15 protein-coding genes are annotated in these 20,362 nt (G+C 62.0%); 14 read left to right on the top strand and 1 reads right to left on the bottom strand.

Annotation, left to right across the window (positions count from 1 at the left end; genetic code table 11):
* Positions 1 to 25: 25 nt before the first annotated feature.
* From DWV43_RS07485 to DWV43_RS07455, 7 genes are all read left to right on the top strand, one after another.
* Positions 26 to 1,048, top strand: coding sequence for a LacI family DNA-binding transcriptional regulator (locus tag DWV43_RS07485; protein WP_158569849.1), 1,023 nt, complete (start codon positions 26 to 28; stop codon positions 1,046 to 1,048).
* Between the two features lie 134 nt (positions 1,049 to 1,182).
* A complete protein-coding gene (locus DWV43_RS07480) occupies positions 1,183 to 2,520 on the top strand; it encodes a glutamine synthetase family protein (protein WP_117817726.1) in 1,338 nt (445 codons plus the stop codon).
* A gap of 50 nt (positions 2,521 to 2,570) precedes the next feature.
* Positions 2,571 to 3,233 carry a response regulator transcription factor gene (locus DWV43_RS07475; protein WP_006234733.1) on the top strand — a complete coding sequence of 221 codons (663 nt, stop codon included), beginning with the start codon at positions 2,571 to 2,573 and terminating at the stop codon, positions 3,231 to 3,233.
* Positions 3,234 to 3,441: 208 nt separating this feature from the next.
* On the top strand, positions 3,442 to 4,902 hold the full coding sequence (locus DWV43_RS07470) for a S1C family serine protease (protein WP_117817728.1): 1,461 nt from the start codon (positions 3,442 to 3,444) through the stop codon (positions 4,900 to 4,902).
* A 248-nt stretch (positions 4,903 to 5,150) separates the two neighbouring features.
* Entirely contained in the window at positions 5,151 to 7,379 is a 2,229-nt protein-coding gene (ligA, locus tag DWV43_RS07465; RefSeq protein WP_117817730.1) for an NAD-dependent DNA ligase LigA, read from the top strand.
* A gap of 125 nt (positions 7,380 to 7,504) precedes the next feature.
* Positions 7,505 to 7,897: a type II toxin-antitoxin system Phd/YefM family antitoxin gene (locus DWV43_RS07460; protein ID WP_158569848.1), complete on the top strand. Its 393-nt coding sequence runs from the start codon at positions 7,505 to 7,507 to the stop codon at positions 7,895 to 7,897.
* Positions 7,894 to 8,316 (top strand): PIN domain-containing protein, encoded by a 423-nt coding sequence (locus DWV43_RS07455; RefSeq protein WP_117817734.1) that lies wholly within the window; start codon positions 7,894 to 7,896, stop codon positions 8,314 to 8,316. The genes DWV43_RS07460 and DWV43_RS07455 overlap by 4 nt, the downstream gene beginning before the upstream one ends.
* 92 nt (positions 8,317 to 8,408) lie before the next feature.
* Here DWV43_RS07455 and DWV43_RS07450 read toward each other — a convergent pair whose 3' ends face one another.
* The gene (locus DWV43_RS07450) at positions 8,409 to 9,755 is read right to left on the bottom strand and encodes an MATE family efflux transporter (protein WP_117817736.1); all 1,347 of its coding nucleotides are present in this window, start codon (positions 9,753 to 9,755) and stop codon (positions 8,409 to 8,411) included.
* 260 nt (positions 9,756 to 10,015) lie between these two features.
* Here DWV43_RS07450 and DWV43_RS07445 point away from each other — a divergent pair, with 260 nt between their 5' ends.
* The 7 genes from DWV43_RS07445 (at position 10,016) to DWV43_RS07415 (ending at position 20,174) form a co-directional block, all read left to right on the top strand.
* Positions 10,016 to 11,836 carry an ABC transporter ATP-binding protein gene (locus DWV43_RS07445; protein ID WP_117817738.1) on the top strand — a complete coding sequence of 607 codons (1,821 nt, stop codon included), beginning with the start codon at positions 10,016 to 10,018 and terminating at the stop codon, positions 11,834 to 11,836.
* A complete protein-coding gene (locus DWV43_RS07440) occupies positions 11,829 to 13,727 on the top strand; it encodes an ABC transporter ATP-binding protein (RefSeq protein ID WP_117817740.1) in 1,899 nt (632 codons plus the stop codon). The genes DWV43_RS07445 and DWV43_RS07440 overlap by 8 nt, the downstream gene beginning before the upstream one ends.
* Before the next feature lie 215 nt (positions 13,728 to 13,942).
* Positions 13,943 to 14,980 carry a hypothetical protein gene (locus tag DWV43_RS07435; protein WP_117817742.1) on the top strand — a complete coding sequence of 346 codons (1,038 nt, stop codon included), beginning with the start codon at positions 13,943 to 13,945 and terminating at the stop codon, positions 14,978 to 14,980.
* Between the two features lie 233 nt (positions 14,981 to 15,213).
* A complete protein-coding gene (gene moaA / locus DWV43_RS07430) occupies positions 15,214 to 16,269 on the top strand; it encodes a GTP 3',8-cyclase MoaA (RefSeq protein WP_117817744.1) in 1,056 nt (351 codons plus the stop codon).
* 4 nt (positions 16,270 to 16,273) lie between these two features.
* Positions 16,274 to 17,581 (top strand): molybdopterin-guanine dinucleotide biosynthesis protein B, encoded by a 1,308-nt coding sequence (gene mobB, locus DWV43_RS10510; protein WP_117817746.1) that lies wholly within the window; start codon positions 16,274 to 16,276, stop codon positions 17,579 to 17,581.
* 266 nt (positions 17,582 to 17,847) lie between these two features.
* Positions 17,848 to 19,128 (top strand): MFS transporter, encoded by a 1,281-nt coding sequence (locus DWV43_RS07420; RefSeq protein ID WP_158569847.1) that lies wholly within the window; start codon positions 17,848 to 17,850, stop codon positions 19,126 to 19,128.
* 224 nt (positions 19,129 to 19,352) lie between these two features.
* Positions 19,353 to 20,174, top strand: a complete 822-nt coding sequence (locus tag DWV43_RS07415) for an HAD family hydrolase (RefSeq protein ID WP_117817750.1) — start codon at positions 19,353 to 19,355, stop codon at positions 20,172 to 20,174.
* Positions 20,175 to 20,362: the final 188 nt, after the last annotated feature.

Raw genomic sequence — 20,362 nt, 5'->3', positions numbered from 1 at the left:
CGACAATTGGGAAACGGGGTGCGCTATGGCGCAGATGAGGATTAAGGACATTGCTGCCGAGGCGGGCGTGAGCCCGGCCACGGTCTCGCGCTATCTCAACAACCGCCCTGGGCAGATGACCGAGGAAACCCGTGCTCGCATCGCGGCAGTTATCGAGCGCACCGGCTATCGTCCACGTGCCGCCGCGCGCAATCTGCGCAGCTCGCGTACCAACCTCATCGGCGTGATCTTGGCCGACATTGCTAACCCGTTCTCCAGCGCCATGCTCGAAGGGCTTTCCGCCAGCGCCGCCGCGCGCGGCTGCTCGCTCATGACGGCCATTAGCGGCAACGACCCCGCCAAGGAGGCAGAGTCGCTCACCAGACTTATCGATGCCGGCGTGGACGGCCTGGTCGTCAATACCTGCGGAGGCAACGACAAGGCGATCGCCGAGGCTGCGGGACGCCTGCCCGTCGTGCTGCTCGACCGCGATGTTGCCGACGGCGGTGTCGATCTGGTGACCTCCAACAACCGTGAGCTGGTCGCCGGCCTGGTAGACGCCTTGGCCTCTGCGGGCAGCGAGCGCCTGTGCCTGCTCACCGAGGCAAGCGACGACAGCCCCGTGCGTCGCGAACGCGCCGAGGCGTTTGCCGACGAGCTTTCGCGCCGCGGTCTTGCGGGCGAGGTCGTCACCCTGGCCGACGGTGGCGTCGAGGGTGTCAGTCGCCTGGACGAGACCATCCGCGGCTATGCGGGTAAAAAGCTCGGCCTCATTGCCGTCAACGGTCTGGTCTTCCTGCGCCTGACCGAGGCGCTGGCACAGTTGGGACCTTCGTTGCCGGCGGGTCTCAAGATCGCAACGTTTGACGACTATCCCTGGAACCACGTGCTCTTTGGCGGTGTGACCACGGCCGCGCAGGACACCCTCACCATTGCCGAGCGCGTGGTCGAGCGCCTGTCCGAGCGCATCGACGTCGTTACCACTACGGTGGGCGACGCCGCAAAGCTCGCCCCCAAGCGCATCGAGGTCCCCGGCCACATCGAACACCGCGCTTCGACCTCGCGCTAACTACTCGTTCGCAACTGCCTGTTCGCACACGTTTTTTGAGCGCTTGATACGCTTTAACCCTGCGGAAACATTTTTCTGCGATAGTATCTGCGATATAGACCAGTCGAAACCCGCCCGAAAGAAAGGGGAGCGACATGAACCAGCAGAACATCGATTACGTACTCCGCTCCGTAGAGCAGCGTGACATCCGCTTTGTGCGTCTGTGGTTTGTCGACATTCTCGGCCGCCTCAAGAACTTTGCCATTAGCCCTGAGGACCTCGAGGTCGCTTTTGAGGAGGGTATTGGCTTTGACGGCTCGGCCATCGAGGGCTTTGCCACGCCCGAGGAAGCCGACATGCTGGCGTTCCCCGATGCCTCGACCTTCCAAATCCTGCCGTGGCGCCCGAGCCATAACGGCGTTGCACGCGTTTTCTGCGACGTGTGTACTCCCGATCGCAAGCCCTTCGCCGGCGACCCGCGCGACGCCCTGCGCCGCATGTTTCGCAAGGCCGAGAAGGCTGGCTATCTGCTTAACGTGGGTGCCGAGCTGGAGTATTACTACTTCCCCGACGAGCACACCCCCGAGCCGCTCGACAACGTGGGCTACTTCGATCTTTCGGTGAGCGATGCCGCCCGCGACCTGCGTCGCAACACGGTCCTCACGCTCGAGAAGATGTCCGTGCCCGTGGAGTACACCTTCCACGCCGCCGGCCGCTCGCAGCACGGCATGAGCTTGCGTCACGCCGAGGCCCTGAGCATGTCCGACGCCGTCACCACGGCCAAGCTCATCATTAAGCAGCAGGCCTACGAGAGCGGTTGCCACGCTTCCTTTATGCCCAAGCCGTTGGCGGGCGAGGACGGCAGCGCCATGTTTTTGCATCAGTCGCTGTTCGACCACGACGGCAACAACGTCTTTTGGGGCGAGGACGACGAGAAGTACCACCTCTCCGAAATCGCCAAGCACTACATGGCCGGCATCTTAGCGCACGCGCGCGAGATTAGCGCCATCACCAACCCCACGGTCAACTCGTACAAGCGCATCACCACGGGTGGCGACTCCGTGCCGCAGTACGCCACGTGGGGCCTGCGCAACCGCGCGAGTATGGTCCGCATCCCGGTCTACAAGCCCGGCAAGCCGCTGTCCACGCGCATCGAGCTGCGCAGTCCCGACCCCATGGCCAACCCGTATCTGGTCAACGCCGTCACGCTGGCGGCTGGTCTGGACGGCATCGAGCGCAAGCTGGAACTCCCGCCCGAGGCCACGGCCGAGACGCTCAAGCTTACCGACCGTCAGATGGTCGAGGCCGGCTACGCGCCGCTGCCGCGCTCGCTCAAAGAGGCGCTCGACGTGTTTGAGGACTCGCAGTTTATGAAGGATGCTCTCGGCGAGCACATCCACAGCTTCTTCCTCAAAAAGAAGCGCGACGAGTGGCATAAGTTTGAGTCTACGATCACCGAGTGGGAGATCAAGCACTACCTGGCGAACTCCTAATCGCGCTGGCTTGTTCCAGTACGATTGAGCTCATTTCTTTGGAGGCCGATATGTCCGAAAAGAGTGCCCTGTTCATGGCGCGCACGACGCGCTTCCACGAGTTTGCCCGCAGCCTGACGACCACCCTGGGTGTCGAGGTGAGCCTGGCCACTCCCGATTCGCCGACTGCGGCGCATGACTTTGACCTGCTGATCCTCGATTCCGATGGCATCCGCAGCGACCGCATCGATCAGATTGCCAAGTGGCTTGACGATCGCGGCGGTGTCCCCATGCTGGTGATCGTCGACGACGAGGCGCTCGGCACCCTGCGCCTGCCGAATCACGCGCATGCCGACTTTGTATGCCCAACGGCGACACCCAACGAGCTCAAGGCTCGCGCGCAGCGCCTGATGGGCGAGGAGGAGACCGTCACCGCCGACGATGTGCTCAATATCGATAACCTCGAGATCAACCTGGCTACCTACCAGGTGACGCTCGATAACGAGCCCATCGACCTGACGCTGATGGAGTACTCGCTGCTGAGCTTTTTGGCGACGCATCCCAACCGTGCCTACAGCCGCGAGGTGCTGCTGCACCGCGTATGGGGCTTTGAGTACTGCGGCGGCACGCGTACCGTCGACGTGCACATCCGACGCATCCGCTCCAAGGTGGGCCCGCAGATCGCGGCGCACATCACCACCGTCCGCGGCGTGGGCTATCTGTTTAAGGACTAGATTTCCACCACAAAGGGGACAGACACCTTTGTGGTGGTTTTGACGCAGGTGCGGGCTCCTTTCGAGTTTGCAGCAGAACTTAAGCCTTCCTAAAAGATTGCGTTCTCGTACACGTACGCCCGCATATTGGGGTACAACTCAACGTGAACAATGATGGCCCGCCACATGTTTGGCGGGCCTTTGGTTATTTGACGAAAGGATCGCAGCCATGAGCGAGAACGATTCCCAGCGTCCCCAGGACGCGGGCAACGCCGGCGAGACTCAGCAGCAGCCGCGCGTGCAGGTGGAGTCGACGCCTGCCGACAGCAACATTCCCTACGTGCAAGCCTACGACACGCAGACCGGCAAGCCGCTGGGCAGCCAGCAGGTTGTAAACAAGCACACAGTGGTCAAGACCAAGACCAAAAAGCTGCCGATCTTTATTACGGCGCTTGCCGGCTGCGCCTGCGGTGCCCTGCTGGTCATCGCACTCATCATGAGCGGCACGCTCAACATTGGCGGCGGAAAGAATGCCGTGACGGCGGGTGCTTCGGGTTCATCGACGCAAAAGATTACGATTGATTCCGAGGACACCACGCTGGCCGAGGCCGTTTCTGCCAAGGCGTTGCCCTCCGTGGTTTCCATTACCGCCACTTCGAGCGGTGGCCAGAATGGCTCGCTTTCGCAGTCTGCCGACGAGTCGGACAACTCGGGCAGCGTCGGTTCGGGCGTGGTGCTCGATACCGAGGGCCACATCCTTACCAACAACCACGTGGTCGATGGCTATGACCAGTACGTGGTTACCATGGACGACGGCACTACCTACGAGGCCGAGTTCGTGGGCAACGACGCCTCGAGCGACCTGGCCGTCATCAAGCTCAAGGACGCCGACGCCTCCAAGCTCACGCCGATCGAGATTGGTGACTCTTCCAAGCTCAACGTGGGCGAGTGGGTCATGGCGATCGGCTCGCCGTTCGGCAACGAGCAGTCTGTCTCCACGGGCATCGTGTCGGCGCTCTACCGCTCCACGGCCATGAGCTCTACCAGCGGTAATACCATCTATGCCAACATGATCCAGACCGATGCCGCCATCAACCCGGGCAACTCCGGTGGCGCGCTCGTCAACGACAACGGCGAGCTTGTGGGTATCAACTCGCTTATCGAGAGCTACTCGGGCTCCAGCTCGGGCGTGGGTTTTGCCATTCCGGTTAACTACGCCAAGAACATTGCCGACCAGATCATCGGCGGTAAGACGCCGGTGCACCCGTACCTGGGCGCCACGCTTTCGAGCGTCAACGCGCTCAACGCCCGCACCAACAAGCTGAGCACCGATAGCGGTGCCTATGTGGCAAGCGTCGTTGAGGACGGACCCGCCGCCAAGGCCGGCATCCAGGAGGGCGACGTCATCACCAAGCTGGGCGACGATGAGATTTCGAGCGCCGACGGCCTGATCATCGCGCTGCGCAGCCACGAGGTGGGCGAGAAGGTCGAGATCACGCTCATGCGCGGCAAGGAAGAGAAGAAGGTCACCGTCGAGCTGGGCTCCGACGAGGAGCTGCAGAACCAGCAGCAGGACGACAGTTCGACCGACACCGGCAACGGCGGTATTACCGACGAGCAGCTGCGCCAGTACCTGGAGGAGCTGCTGGGCCAGCAAGGTCAGGGTCAGGGCAACGGTCAGGGTTTCTAACGAGCCGTTTCGCACATGCCGAAGCCAGAGGGGCTGTTCCGCCAGCGCGGGACAGCCCCTCTTTTCGCGATGATCCCTTGGAGACGGAGGAAAACGGATCATTTAGAAACGGCAAGGGCATGGTTTAATCGCGCGATCCACCCCAGTCTGGCGGCTGCCGATTCGGTGCGGTTCGAAAGGGCGATTTGGCTCCATCGCGACCGGTGGTACTCTTGTATCCGTTTGAAATCGAGCGAAGGAGTGCCGCTATGGAGCAATCGAGCCTGTTTGGTGACGGCGTGGACATCGATACCGAAGCGCCCGCGAGCGTGGATGCCGCCGCACCGACTGATGCCCGTGCCCAGGCGGCGGCGCGCGCGGCCGAGTTACGCCACGAGCTCGATTACCACGCCTATCGCTACTACATGCTCGATGCGCCCGAAATCACGGACGCCGCCTTCGATAAAATGCTTGTTGAGCTCCAGCAGATCGAGGCGACCTACCCCGACCTGGTGACGCCCGACAGCTATACCCAGCGCGTGGGCGGATACGTGAGCGAGCAGTTTACGCCGGTCACGCACATGGCACGCATGTATTCCATGGACGATGCCATGGATCTGGACGAACTCGACGCGTGGCTCCAGCGCACCGAGGATGCGCTCGGTGCCGGCAGCGTCACCTATACCTGCGAGCTTAAGATCGACGGCTTGGGCGTCGCGCTTACCTACCAAAACGGCACCTTCGTACGCGCCGCCACGCGCGGCGATGGCACCACGGGCGAGGACGTGTCGCTCAACGTGCGCACCATCAAGGATGTGCCCATGCACCTGTCCGAGCCGGCGCTCGCCCACATGGGCGCCGACCGCGAGCGTACCATCGAAGTGCGCGGCGAGGTCTATATGCCCAAGGGCAGCTTTGTTCGTCTGAATGAAGAGGCCGATGCCGAGGGCCGCGACCCCTTCGCCAACCCGCGCAACGCCGCCGCCGGCAGCCTGCGTCAAAAGGATCCCAAGGTTACGGCGCGCCGCGATCTGGCCACCTTTATCTACGCCATCGCCGATACCGATCCGCTGCACGTCCACAGCCAGCGCGAATTTCTGGACTGGCTGCGTAGCGCCGGCTTTAGCGTCAACCCCAACGTGGCGCGCTGCGCCACGCCGGCCGAGGTCCACGAGTTCTGCGCCCAGGCCCTCGAGCATCGCGGTGACCTGGACTACGACATCGATGGCGTGGTCGTAAAGGTCGACAGCTTCCAGCAGCAGCTTGACTTGGGCTTTACCGCCCGCGCGCCGCGCTGGGCCATTGCCTTTAAGTTCCCGCCCGAGGAAAAGCAGACCGTCCTGCGCGAGATTCGCATCCAGGTGGGCCGCACTGGTGTGCTCACGCCGGTCGCCGAGTTCGACCCGGTGACGGTCGCCGGCTCTACCATCGCGCGCGCCACGCTGCACAACATCGACGAGATCCGCCGCAAAAACGTGCGCGAGGGCGACACCATCATCGTGCACAAGGCGGGCGACGTGATCCCCGAGGTTGTGGGTCCCGTGCTCGACAAGCGCCCGGCCGATTCGGTCGACTGGCACATGCCCGAGGCCTGTCCCGTGTGCGGTAGCCCCGTGGTCCACGAGGACGGCGAGGTGGCCTACCGCTGCGTGTCCATCGACTGCCCCGCACAGCTCAAGGAGCGTTTGCTCCACTGGGTGAGCCGCGGCTGCATGGACGTGGACGGCCTGGGCGACGAAATCGTCGACAAGATGATCGCTGCCGGCCTGATCCACGATGTCGCGGACTTCTACCAGCTCACGGTCGACGACATCGCAGGCCTGGACACGGGGCGCACCTATGCCAGCTCCAATAGCAAAAAAGGCGTCAAGAAGGGTGACCCCATTCCGGTGGGCCTCAAGACGGCCGAGAAAATCGTCGCCGAGCTCAACAAGTCCAAGAGCCAGCCGCTCGGTCGCGTGCTGTTTGCCCTGGGCATCCGCCACGTGGGCAAGAGCGTGGGCGAGGTCATCGCCGAGCGATTCCTGTCGATTGACAAGCTCATCTTGGCGAGCGAAGAGGACATCGCCGAGTGCGAGGGCATCGGTCCCAAGATTGCGGCGAGCGTCAAGCAGTTCCTGGCCGTGCCCGAGAACCTTGCCGTGCTGGAGCGCCTGCGTCAGGCGGGCCTGTCGCTCGAGGTCGACTTGGGCGCCGCGCATGCACAAGCCGCGGCCGAAGCTGGCGTGGCAGGCGATCTCGCCGACGCCCAGCCGCTCGCGGGCCTGACGTTTGTGCTCACCGGCGCGCTCGTCAACCGCACACGCGACGAGGCGGGCGCGGCGCTCAAGGTGCTCGGCGCCAAGGTTTCGGGCAGTGTTTCAAAGAAGACGAACTATCTGGTCGCCGGCCCCAAGGCGGGTTCCAAGCTCACCAAGGCCGAGCAGTTGGGTGTGCCCGTACTGGACGAGGACGCACTCGAGCGGATCCTGGCGACTGGTCAGGTGCCCCAGGCTTAAGGCGCCGATAATCAAATGGAAAGCCTATCGGAAAGTGTGATGCTTTCCGATAGGCTTTTATACACGTTAACATTAACATTAACGTGTATACTTAGCAGTGAAGATACATGTTGAGAGGAGCCGTTATGGTTACTGTCGCATTTTCGGAGCTGCGCCAAAACCTTACGCAGGTGGCCGAAAAGGTTGCCAATGAGGGCGAGGAGGTTGTGGTCTTCAAGCGGAGCAAGCCGTTGTTCAAGATCGTGCCGCTCGACTATCAAGGCCCGGTTGCAGTGGAATATGACGCTGCCCAGGAGCGCGGGGGTGCAAAGCCGACGCGCGGCTCGGACAAGCCCAAGCGCGACGTGGGTACGATGTGGCATCCCAAGATCACCTGGAAGGAGATTCACGAGATGCTCGCGGAGGATGAGGACTACCAGGAGTATCTCGATATCGTAGCCAAAATGCCCAAAGGAACGCCGCTCGATACGATGACGGTTGAAGATGAAAAGCGCGTCGCGAGGGAGCGCTACCTATGAGGGCTTTTCTCGATACCAATTTTCTGCTCGATTGCGTGCTTTCGGGTCGGCCGGAGCATGGGGCGGCGCAAACCATCAAGGGGCTTGTTGACGTGGGGCTTATCGAGGGCGTTGTTTCGGCCTGCTCTCTCAAGGACGCGTATTACATTCTCACTAAACAGGCCGGCGAGGCGCGCGCCCGCGATGTGGTGCGCGACTGCCTTAAGAGCTACTCGCTAGAGCCTCTCGACCAAGAAGCTTGTTTTACCTCCGCCTATTCCGATGAGCCGGACTTTGAGGACGGCTGTATCCGTGCGATGGCCGAGCGTGCCGGTGTGGACTTTATCATCACACGCGACCGCGCCGCTTTTGTGCGCTCGACCATCAAGACCTTCTCGCCCGCAGAGTTCATCCGGGCGTTTCCGATCCCGGAGGAGTAAAACCGCCATATCGGGGGATGTCCTCGACATGGCGGTTCTCCTGGGGTCGTCGCTGATGATGTCGTCGATGAGGGCGATTTCGCGTCGCCTCGCTACGCCACCAGTTTGTCAAAAGCTCCGCGGCGGTTGAGCACGGTAAATGCAATCACGCAGATGGCCGCCGACAGAATCGACCCGCACGGCGAGGCGATACCCATGGGGAACAGCGTGTCGGAATAGGCGTTCGACAGCAGCCATGCGCCGGGTACGCGAATGAGCACCACGGCCAGTACGTTGTGCGCAAAGCCGATGTAACTCTTGCCATACGCAGCGAAAAAGCCGCTAAAGCAAATGTGGATGCCGGCAAAAATCGCGTCGAAAATAAAACTGTGCATATAGCCAGTACCGGCGGTGACCACCGCGGGGTCCTTGGCAAAAAAGCCGATAAACGCCGGTGCCACCAGCCACATCAGCACCGTGATCAGGCAGCCGTACACCACCGAGATCGTCATGGCGTCCTTGAGTACCTGACGCGCGCGGTCGCCCTTGCCCGCGCCGGCGTTTTGCGCCGTGAGTGCGCTGACGGTAGCGCCCATGGAACTCGGCACAATGAACAAAAAGCTGATCATCTTTTCGACCAGGCCCACGGCGGCGGCGTCGACTAGACCGCGGTGGTTGGCGATGACGGTGATGAACATAAACGCCACCTGGATGCAGCCGTCCTGCACGGCCACGGGCACGCCGATCTTAAGAATGCTGCCGAGCACCTCGGGCTGAGGGCGCAGGTCGCTGCGCTTAACGTGGATGTTCGTGCGGCGGCTCTTGAGCCACACGAGCGCGAGGGCAACGCTGGCCGTCTGGGCGATTACCGTGCCGAGCGCCGCGCCCACGGGGCCGAGCCCCATGTGGCCGATAAACAGATAATCAAGCGCGATATTGATGATGCATGCCACGCCAATCACGTACATGGGCGAGCGCGAATCGCCTAGGCCGCGAAAGATGGCCGAGAGGATGTTGTACGCGGCGATAAAGGGAATGCCGATAAAGCAGATACGCAGGTAGGCGGCGGTGCCTTCGACTGCCTCGGCCGGCGTGCCAATGAGTGCCACAATCTGCGGACACAGTGCGAGCAGGACAGCGGCCAGCACCACCGAGACACCCATAAAGAGCGTGATGGTGTTGCCGATGGCGGTCTCGGCGCGGTCGAAGCGGCGCGAGCCCACGGCGTGGCCGACGATGGCCGTCGTTCCCATGGCCAGGCCTACGAGCGTCACGGTGATGATGTAGAGCGTCTGCGCGCCGTTGCCCACGGCGGTGATGCCGGCGGCGCCGCTAAACTGCCCCATCATGTACAGATCGGCCATGCCGTAGAGCATCTGCAAAAAGTACGAGAGCATATAGGGCAGGGCAAAGACCGCGATGGTCTTAAGGACATTGCCGCGTGTGAGGTCGTGTTCCATGGGCGGGGCTTTCTGGCTTGGTCTGTTTACGTACCAGTGTAGTGAAAACCCTACAACGATTGTAGAGTCAAGGTTTGTGTTGGCGGCGGGGAGAAAAAAGTCACGCTCGCGTTCATTTCCAATTGAATACAGGGGCGCGTCCTGCGAGCTTGGCGCCTGCACTAGCCTTGCAGAAATCGATTTCGGAGCACTTGACACCGATGCACGGCGCGCCATAATACCTGGGTTTGCGAACAACGTTTGATGGGGGATGAACCTGCGTGCGCAATCTCAAGATTTTGTTTTCCTATCTGGGGGCATACCGCCGCGATGCCATACTCGGCGTGTTCTTTGTGACGGCCGAGACGGCGCTCGAGCTGTTTATCCCGGTCATCATGGCAAATATCATCGACGTGGGCGTTCCCGCGGGCGACATCAACTACATGCTGTTGCAGGGCACGTATATGTTGGTATGCGCCGCATGTTCGCTGGTACTTGGCTTGGGCTATGCACGCACGTCTGCTCGCGTCGCCTCGGGGCTGGGCGCTAACTTGCGCGAGGCGGAGTACCGCAAGATCCAGACGCTCGCTTTTGGCAATCTGGATAACTACGACGCCAGCTCGCTCGTCACCCGCATGACTACCGATATCACCGTCATCCAAAATGCCATCGGCAATGGCTTTCGCCCCATGGTGCGCGGTCCCGTGACGCTCATCGTCGGCTTGGTCTATGCGCTGGTGCTGTCGCGTCCGCTCGCCACCGTTTTCGCGATCATCCTGCCGGTGCTGGCGATCGTGCTGGGCGTTATCACCTATCGCGTCAGTCCGCTCTACCGCCAGCTGCAGACCTCGATGGACCATCTCAACGGTGTGGTGCAGGAGGACCTCACCGCCGTGCGCGCCGTCAAGGCGTACGTGCGTGTCGAGCACGAGGAGGCCAAGTTCGACGCCGTCAATACCGAGCTCGCGCATACGGCGACGAAGACCTTCGGCAACGCCGTGCTCAACCTGCCGGTGTTTCAGCTGTCGATGTACGTGGCGGCGCTTTCCATTCTGTGGATCGGCGGTCGCATGATCCTTGCCGGCGAGCTCGGCGTGGGCTCGCTCACGGGCTTTATGAGCTATGTGCTGTTGATCATGAACTCGCTCATGATGATCTCCAACGTGTTTTTGCTGCTCACCCGCGCACTTGCCAGCGTGGAGCGCATCTCGCGGGTGCTCGACGAGCGTTCGCTTATCCAAGCGCCCGACGCTGCCGCTGCCGTGCACGGGGTGACCGACGGAAGCATCGAGTTTCGCGACGTGTCGTTTAAGTACCGCGCGGATGCTGCCGAGGATGTGCTCGAGCATATCGACCTTCGCATCGAGAGCGGCTCGACGGTGGGCATCCTCGGCGGCACGGGCTCGGGCAAGAGCTCGCTTGTGCAGCTGATTGCACGCCTGTACGACTCCACCGAGGGCGCCGTGCTTGTGGGCGGACACGACGTGCGCGACTACGACCTCGCGACCCTACGTGATGCCGTGGGCATTGTGCTGCAAAAGAATGTGCTGTTCACGGGCACCGTGCGCGAGAACCTGCAGTGGGGCAATCCACAGGCGTCGGACAATGAGCTCCTCGCGGCTTGCCGCGCGGCGTGCGTGGACGAGTTCCTTGATCGCATCGGCGGGCTGGACGGCGAGTTGGGCCAGGGCGGTGCCGGTGTCTCGGGCGGGCAGAAGCAGCGCCTGTGCATCGCGCGAACGCTGCTCAAGCATCCGCGCGTGCTCATTTTTGATGACTCCACCAGCGCGGTCGATATGGCGACCGACGCTAAGATTCGCGAGCACATCGCTCGGATTCCCAATACGACCGTGCTCATCATCGCCCAGCGCATTGCGAGCGTCATGGATGCCGACCGCATTATTGTGTTGGACGACGGCCGTGTCCACGGCGTGGGCACGCATGAGGAGCTGCTGGCGGGCGATAGCATCTACCAGGAGATTTACGCCTCGCAGATGGAGTTTGCGGGGGATGCGGGCGTCGTGGACGGCGCAAATGCCCCGTCTTCGTCTGGCCCCAGCGGATCACTTCAAGCCACGGAAGGGGGTGAGCGCCATGCCTAAGACATCCGCTCAGGCCCGTCCCGCCAATCTGGCGCAGACGCTCCGCCGCCTGCTCTCCTACATGGGTCACGCCAAGTTCTCGCTGCTCGCAGTGGGTGTGCTTGCCTCTGTTGCGGCCATCGCAAGCCTTGCCGGTACCTACATGGTGCGCCCCATCGTCAACGGTTTGGCCACGGGCGGGGAGGAACTGCTTGCCAAGCAGGTCATCCTGACGGCGATCATCTACGCCGCGGGCGTGCTCTCGGCCCTGGGCTACTCACAGATCATGGTGCGCGCGGCCCAACGCGTGGTGTCCGATATTCGCCGCGACCTGTTCGCGCACATCCAGACGCTGCCGCTCAGTTATTTTGACAGCACGCGCTCGGGCGACATCATGAGCTTCTTTACCAACGACGTCGACACCGTCTCCGAGGCGCTCAACAACAGCTTTGCCAACGTGATTCAGGCCGCCATTCAGGTTGTGGGCACCACGGCCATGCTCATCATCCTTAACTGGCAACTCACGATTATTACGCTCGTGTGCGACGCGGCCATTGTGCTGTATGCGCGCTACTCGGGCATGCGTTCCAAGCGCTTTTTTGCCGCCCAGCAGGCATCGCTTGGCGACCTGGACGGATATATCGAAGAGATGGTTTCGGGCCAAAAGGTCATCAAGGTCTTTAACCACGAGGCAGCGAATGTCGTCGGCTTCGCCTGCCGCAACGATGAGCTTCGCCGCACCGGCACCGCCGCCGTGAGCTATGCCAACTCCATGGTGCCCATGACCGTCGTGATTGGCTACGTCAACTATGCCATCGTCGCCGTGGCGGGCGGCATGCTCTGCATCAAGGGGCTCGCCGATGTAGGCGCGCTTGCAAGCTACCTGGTCTTTGTACGCCAGGCGGCCACGCCCATCAACCAGTTTACGCAGTTGGGTAATTTCTTACTCAACGCGCTGGCCGGTGCCGAGCGCCTGTTTGCCGCCATGGACCTTAAGCCCGAGGTGGACGAGGGCTGCGTGGAGCTGGTGCAGACGGGCGACGCTGCGTGGGCATGGAAGATTCCCGAGGGCCAGGGCGTGGGCGCGTACGGGCATCTGCATGATGTGGCTGCCGTTAATGAGTCGGGCCGTGCGGTGGCTGCCGACGGTACCGAGCTCACGTGCGGCTTGGTCCCGCTTGCCGGCGACGTGCGCTTCCATGCCGTGGACTTTTCCTACGTGCCGGGCACCCGTGTGCTCACGGACCTCAACCTGTTTGCCAAGCCGGGGCAAAAGATCGCGTTTGTGGGCTCGACGGGCGCCGGAAAGACGACCATCACCAACCTCATCAACCGCTTCTACGAGGTCGATGACGGCGAGATCACGTACGACGGCATCGACGTCAAGCACATTGCCAAGGCCAGCCTGCGCGGGTCGCTCGGCATTGTGCTGCAGGATACGCACCTGTTTAGCGGCACCATTGCGCAGAACATCCGCTTTGGCAAGCTCGACGCGACCGACGAGGAGGTGCGCGCCGCTGCCGAGGCGGCCTGCGCGGATTCGTTTATCCGCCGCCTGCCTAGAGGGTACGACACGCCGGTCACGGCCGACGGCGCCAACCTGTCGCAGGGCCAGCGCCAGCTGCTCGCCATCGCGCGCGTGGCCGTTGCCGACCCGCCGGTGCTCATCCTGGACGAGGCCACGAGCTCTATCGACACGCGCACCGAAAAGCTCATCGAGCGCGGCATGGACCGCATCATGCGTGGCCGCACCACGTTTATGATCGCGCACCGCCTGTCCACCGTCCGCGACGCCGATGCCATCATGGTCCTCGAACACGGCCGCATCATCGAGCGCGGCACGCACGAAGAGCTGCTCGCTCAGCACGGCGAGTACTGGCAGCTGGCGCATGGCTTAAAAGAGTTGGATTAACCCGTTCGAGCACGATGCTTTGACCCCTCCGTGCCTCTCACCTCGCCTCAAACCATCACAACATTCGCCGTTTTTTGCCAAAATCGGGAAAAGCATCGAATGTTGTGATGGTTTTTCTACCACTCGATCGGGTGGAATCGCTTTCTTGCGCACGAAGGTGTGCGGACCCGTGGGCAGGGGAATAAGGTTGGTTATCCGACTCCATTGGAGGGCTCATGGACCTGCCGATCGTCCTGTCCCATAAGACTGCCTGGCTGTACCACAACGTGGCGCGCCCGTCCGAGCCGCTCTCGCGAGCAAGCAGCCTATACGATGAGGACTCGCTTGCTAACGAGGCGGAGCCGACCGCGAGCCTGCCCAAATTGGGACTCGATGCCAAGGGGCTGAGGGCTTCAACGGCAGTTGGGATCGTTACCGACTATCTGGTTTCGCTTGGTATTCCACGAGAAGAGCTCGATCATATCGACACGCTCGTCAACTTCGATTTTGAGCGCTCGACGCCGGCTGGATTTAGGTGCCACGTGTTTGGGGCGCCGGTGCCTCCAGGCCATCTTATCGAGGTGGCGGAGGGCCTTCTGGTGGTTGATGAGGCCATGTGCTTTGTCCAAGCGGGTTCGTGGATGAGCGAGCCCGAGCAGTTGGAATATGGGTATGAAATCTGCGCCCGATACCATTTGAATCATCTGTCGACAGGCGATTATATCGAGATGGGGCAGAGGTATGCCGTTGCCGATTTGATTGCCTATTGCAATGAGAACCGATCTCGTCAGGGGGCTATACGCGCGGTCGCTGTGCTCAAGCGCGTGCACGATGGCGCGCGGTCGCCCATGGAGACGGCCACCGCAATCATGGTCGTAGCAAAACGTTCCCAGGGCGGGCTAGGATACGTCAAGATCGAGCTCAACCATCGGGTCGATGTTCCCAACGAGTTCAAGTATCTCGCTAAGGCCGGGTATTTCGAGATTGACGTATATGCGCCTGCGAGCGGTACGGGAATTGAATACAACGGCTCGGACCATCTTGATAAACAGCGCAGCGCGTCGGATGCGGAGCGCATGACTGTGCTGAGCGCGCTGGGCTTTAAGATGATCGTCCTCACCGGGACTCAGTTTGCCCATCAGCTGCAATTGCACCGGGCGATGAACGCCATCGCGCTCGCTATGGGTCTCAAGTGCGACCGAAGCGAAGCGTTCCAAAAGCGGCAGAACGACCTGCGGGAATTCGTGATTCGGCACTGGGACGGCGGCCTTTAGGGGCGCTTTGGTCCTTCTACGGGGTGCCGTGGGCAGGCGGACCATCACAACATTCGACGTTTTTCGCCAAAAACGGGAAAAGCATCGAATGTTGTGATGGTCTGTGTTGAGGATGGGCTTGGGAAGCCGGTCTTGCTCGAAGCGACCTGTCCTGTCGTACGGGTGTCGGCATGATTCTCGCGTGGGGTATTATGTTTTCCGAAGAATAAAACGCCGCGTGAGGGGAGGGCTGCATGGACGGGCACGTGCAACATGACGGCTATGGCCGCGACATCAACTACCTGCGCATTGCCGTTACCGACAAGTGCAATTTCCGCTGCATTTACTGCATGCCGGCCGATGGCGTGGCGCCCCGTGCGCACGACGAGCTACTCAGCGCCGAGGAAATCGCCCGCTTTGTGCGCCTGGTGGCGGGGGAGGGCATTCGCCGCGTGCGCCTGACGGGCGGCGAGCCGCTGGTCAGCCGCCGTATCATCCCGCTCATTCGTGACATCCGCGCGATTCCGCAGATCGAGGACATCTCGCTTACCACCAACGGTGCCCTGCTGCCCAAGCTGGCGCCGCAGCTCAAAGACGCCGGGCTTGATCGCGTCAACATTTCACTCGATACGCTCGACCCCGTGATGTTTGGAAAGATCACGCGTCTGGGTCGGCTCGAGCAGACCATGGCTGGCATCGACGCGGCGCTGGCTTGGAGCTTTGAGCCCGTTAAGGTCAACTGCGTTGTGGCGCGCCGACTCAACCAGGATGTGGCGGCCCTCGCGCGGCTCACGCTCGACCGCCCCATCCACCTGCGCTTTATCGAATACATGCCTATCGGCGACGAACACACAAGTTCGCATTGCGCTGTGGACCCGCATGCGCCCGCGCTCAATCCCGAGCTGTGGGACGCGAGCGATACCGTGCCGAGCGACGAGCTGCGGGCGCGCATCAATGCCGGGGCTGCCGCGGCGGGACTGGGCGAGCTCGAGCCGCTCGACATCAACGACGCTCCTGCCGGCGCGGGCCCTGCGCGCTACTGGTACTTTCCTGGTGCGGCGGGAACGGTTGGCTTTATTAGCGCCATGTCCAACCATTTTTGTGCGAATTGCAACCGTCTGCGCCTGACGGCCGATGGCAACGTGCGTCCGTGCCTGTTCAGCGATGCCGAGTATTCGGTGCGCGACGCCCTGCGCCGTGGTGATGATATGCAGGTACTTTCGATTTGGCGCAATGCCGTGGCCCACAAACCGCAGGAACACGCGATAATTGAGGGCACGCAACGATTTATGTCCCAAATCGGAGGATGATCATATGGCCAAGAGCAGGTACGCCGATGCCACCAAGGCCGCTCGCAGGGCCGCGATGTCTGCCCACAAAGTCACAGCTGCGGCGAATGCTGGCAACGCCGACGCGTCCGCGCAGCCGACTGCCAGCGCTGCCACCGAGCCGCCCGCCCGCGACGCCCGTCGCGACGAGCTGACGCACGTGGACGCCAAGGGCGAGGTACGCATGGTCGACGTGTCCGACAAGGCCGAGACCCATCGCAGCGCCATCGCCGAGGGCACCATCCTCATGCACCCCGAGACGCAGGCCATGGTGCTGCAGGACCGCGCCAAAAAGGGCGACGTGCTTGCCTGCGCGCGCGTGGCGGGCATCATGGCCATCAAGCACACGAGCGACATCATTCCCATGTGCCATCCGCTGCTCATTACCAAGAGCAAGTGCGATATTGCGCCCATCGCTCCGGCGGGAACGCCTGCCGAGGACGTGCCCGAGGGCTGGGCACCGGCGCGCGCGGACGGGCAGGTTGGCTTTTACGTGCTGGTTACGGCGGGCGTGACGGGCAAGACGGGTATCGAGATGGAGGCCCTGACCGGCGCGAGTGCTGCGTGCCTTACGATTTATGACATGTGCAAGGCCGTCGATCGCGGCATGGAGATCGTCGACGTGCGCCTGCTGCACAAGGAGGGTGGCCGCTCGGGCGTGTGGGATCGTGCCGAGCGTCAGGCCGCTACTGTTGAGGCCGCCGGCGCCGACGGTAACGCACCCACAAGCGCGCCTGCCGCCGTCGCGCCCGCAGCTCCGACACCGGCCGTCCCCGCGATCGCGTTTATCGGCTACCAAAACTCGGGCAAGACCACGCTCGTCGAGAAGGTCATTGCCGAGCTCACCCGCCGCGGCCTGCGCGTGGGTTCGCTCAAGCATCATGGGCACCACGGCTTTGATATCGACGTGCCCGCTAAGGATACGTGGCGCCATCACCAGGCCGGATCCAAGCACGTGGGCCTCATCTGCGCCACGCGCTGGGCGGAGTACGCCGATACGCGCGAGGAGGACGAGATGCCCGCGCGCGAGCTGCTGTCGCGCTACAACGATGTCGATGTGGTGATCATCGAGGGCTACAAGACCGAGGGCTTCGACAACATCGTGGTCGCGCGATCGGGTGTCGACCGTCTGCGCGGCAAGAGCTCACTCGACCTGGTTGACGGTCGCACACTGGCGCTTGCCTGCAACGAGGCCCTGGCGCGCCAGGCATTCGACGCCGGCTTTGCGACCCGAGCTATCAACATCAACGACGCCCGAGCCATCTGCGATCTGATTCAGGACCATCTGGCCTAAAACCTGCCAAAAAGGGACAGGTTTATTTTGGAAGGTTTTATCCGGGCAAACGTCACTTCCACCACAAAGGGGCCCAGGCGCCTTTGTGGTGGTTTTTGCTTTGGTAGATGGTTGGGACATGCCTTACAATCTACCAAGTAGTTCATGACGGACGGAAAACGGAGAGAAGGGGCTCGATGTGTCCTTAATGTTTCATGCGGATAGATTGATTTGACAGACGGTGGCGAATGCCCACCGCCCGTATTCGTATGAAACAAGGAGTCTCCATGCTCGCCTCTCTTTTCTCAAAACCTCAATCATCGCTGTCCACGCAGGCTAAACGCCTGGTGGCCATGCGCTTTCTCATTTACACCGGTTTTCAGACCAGCTACTTTATCGGCGTCATCGGAACGCTCACCTATGCAGACGATGTCTCGGTCGTGGCAACATCGCTGGCCGTCCTTTTTATGAACGTCTTCGTGATCCTGGGATCCTTTGCGGGTGGAGCGGCGCTCGATGCCTGGGGTCCGCGCCGCCATTTCTTGCTGAGCATCGTCGGCACGCTCGCAACTGGCACGGCAATCATCGCCTTTGGTAGCGCGACCGGCGTCGTCCTGCTCGGCGCGGTGTTTCTGGGCTTTACGATGGGATTCGCCCAGCCCATCGCCACATCCTATCCGGCTTACCTCACCGACGATCCTGTCGAGCTCAAAGACATCAACTCCGCCATCGCCATGTTTTCAAACGTGAGTATCATCGTTGGTCCCACGCTGGGCGGCTTTGTCGCGGCGGCTGCATCGTCGCGCGCGGTGTTCGTGCTCATGATGCTCTTTACCGTGCTGGCGCTCATCGCCGGCTGGGGCTTTAGGCCGCAGACCAGCCATGTCGCCGGGCATGCGGATGCCGATTCGGCAGAGGAAGGGGAGCGTGCGGGGCAAAGCTCCAACCCCAGCGCATCCACTCGCGCCACCTTCGCGACTAGCATCAAGACGGTCTTCACCAACAGCGTCCTCGCGCTACTTTTCTGCATCATTTTTCTTTCGAACTTTGGCTACGGAGCCTTCGATCCGCTCGAGTCGTTTTTCTATCGCGATGTCCTACGCGTCGGCGTTGAGTGGATGGGCTGGCTCTCGTCGGCCTCGGGCGTGGGCGCGGTGCTGGGTGCCGTGCTCGCGCTCCGCTTGCCGCCGCACTTGGTAAACCTAAAAACGCTGCTCGTGGCACTTATGTCCGTGGGCCTGGGAAGTCTGCTCTATGTGGGGACGCCGTACGTGGGCGTGGCCCTCGTCGGCCAGATCGCCCTGGGCATAGCTTGGGGTGTCGTCAACCCGCTCCACAACACCATTGTGCAGACGACGGCACCGCTCGAGCAGCTTGGCCGTGTGAACTCGGTCATGGGCTTTGGCAATATGTTCGCCGGCGTGGCCCCTCTGGCGATTGCCCCGTGGCTGGCGGCAACATTTGGCGTACAACGGACACTCGTGGGAGCGGGCATGGTCGTGACGGCGGTTCCCGCGGCGCTGCTGCTGTTTGGTCGCTGGCACTTGGATCGTGCCGCAAAGCAGTAAAAACCATCACAACATTCGATGAAAATCGCGATTTTGCCGAATAACGTCGAATGTTGTGATGGTTTGCGCCCCGGGCCAGGCCACCCTGCGGGTCCGGCCACCACAAAGGAGCCAGGCACCTTTGTGGTGGTTTTTGCTTTAACGGGCCGCGCCTGCGCCTTGGTATAGCATGTACGCCGTTCACGACCACACCCCACACCGCCGCGCAACCCAGAAAGGCCCCCATGGACACCACCTTCAGCCACATCAAAGCCGTGTTCTGCGATATCGACGGTACGCTGCTCACGAGCCAGCATACGGTGTCCCCGCGCACCGTGGCGGCGATCCGCGCCCTGCGCGACCGCGGCGTGCTTTTTGGCCTGTGCACCGGGCGCGACGCCCACGCGACCGAGGCCATGTACGAGTTCTGGGGCATCGAAGGCCTGGTGGACGTGCTCGTGGGCTGCGGTGGCGCCGAGGTCATCGATCGCGCGCACGCCATCAACGAGCTGAGCTTTCCGCTGCCGGGCGAGACCATCGCGCGCATCTGCAAGCACATGGCGGACCTTCCGGCAACACCCGTCTGCCCCCGAGACGGCGTGTTCTACGTGCCCGAGAGCAACGCGTGCGTCGAGCACCTGTCGCGCGTCGACGGCGTGCCCTACCAGGTGGTCGATTTTGCCGAGTTTTTGCGCGAGCCGCAGCCCAAGGTGATGTTTACCATGGCGCCCGAGGTAATGCCGCGGGTGATTGAGCGGGCGTCGACGTTTGCCGATGACACTGTTAAGGCGGCGGCCCTGCAGACCACGCAGCGGCTCTACGAGTTCATGGATCCGCGCGTGTCCAAGACGCGCGGCCTTGTGCGCGTGGCGGAGCTCAACGGCATGGAGCTTCAGAACATCTGCGTGTTTGGCGATGCCGATAACGATACCTGCATGGTGGCCGACGCCGGCGTGGGTGTGGCCATGGCAAATGGCAGCGACGCCACCCGTGCCGCCGCGGACTTTGTAACCGCGAGCAACGACGAGGACGGCATCGCGGTCTTTATCCAGGAGCATCTGCTGTAGCACCGGGGAAGAACACCACAAAGGGGCGGGTACGTTTGTGGTGGCTGCCTAAGCGCGGCCAAGTGTTTGGGTGGTTTTGCCTATGATGCCGAGATTCTTCTAGTTTCGTGTATATAGATATGCGAACATCATTAATTGGTTGATTTTCAATCTCAACGCAACAGCCTGAACGGGCCCCGCGTTTCCGC

Origin of the sequence: Collinsella sp. AF05-9 (assembly GCF_003465595.1) — a bacterium.
Taxonomy (GTDB): Bacteria; Actinomycetota; Coriobacteriia; order Coriobacteriales; family Coriobacteriaceae; genus Collinsella.
Note: the sequence above shows the minus strand (reverse complement) of the source record. Positions and strands in the feature narration are given on the sequence as shown.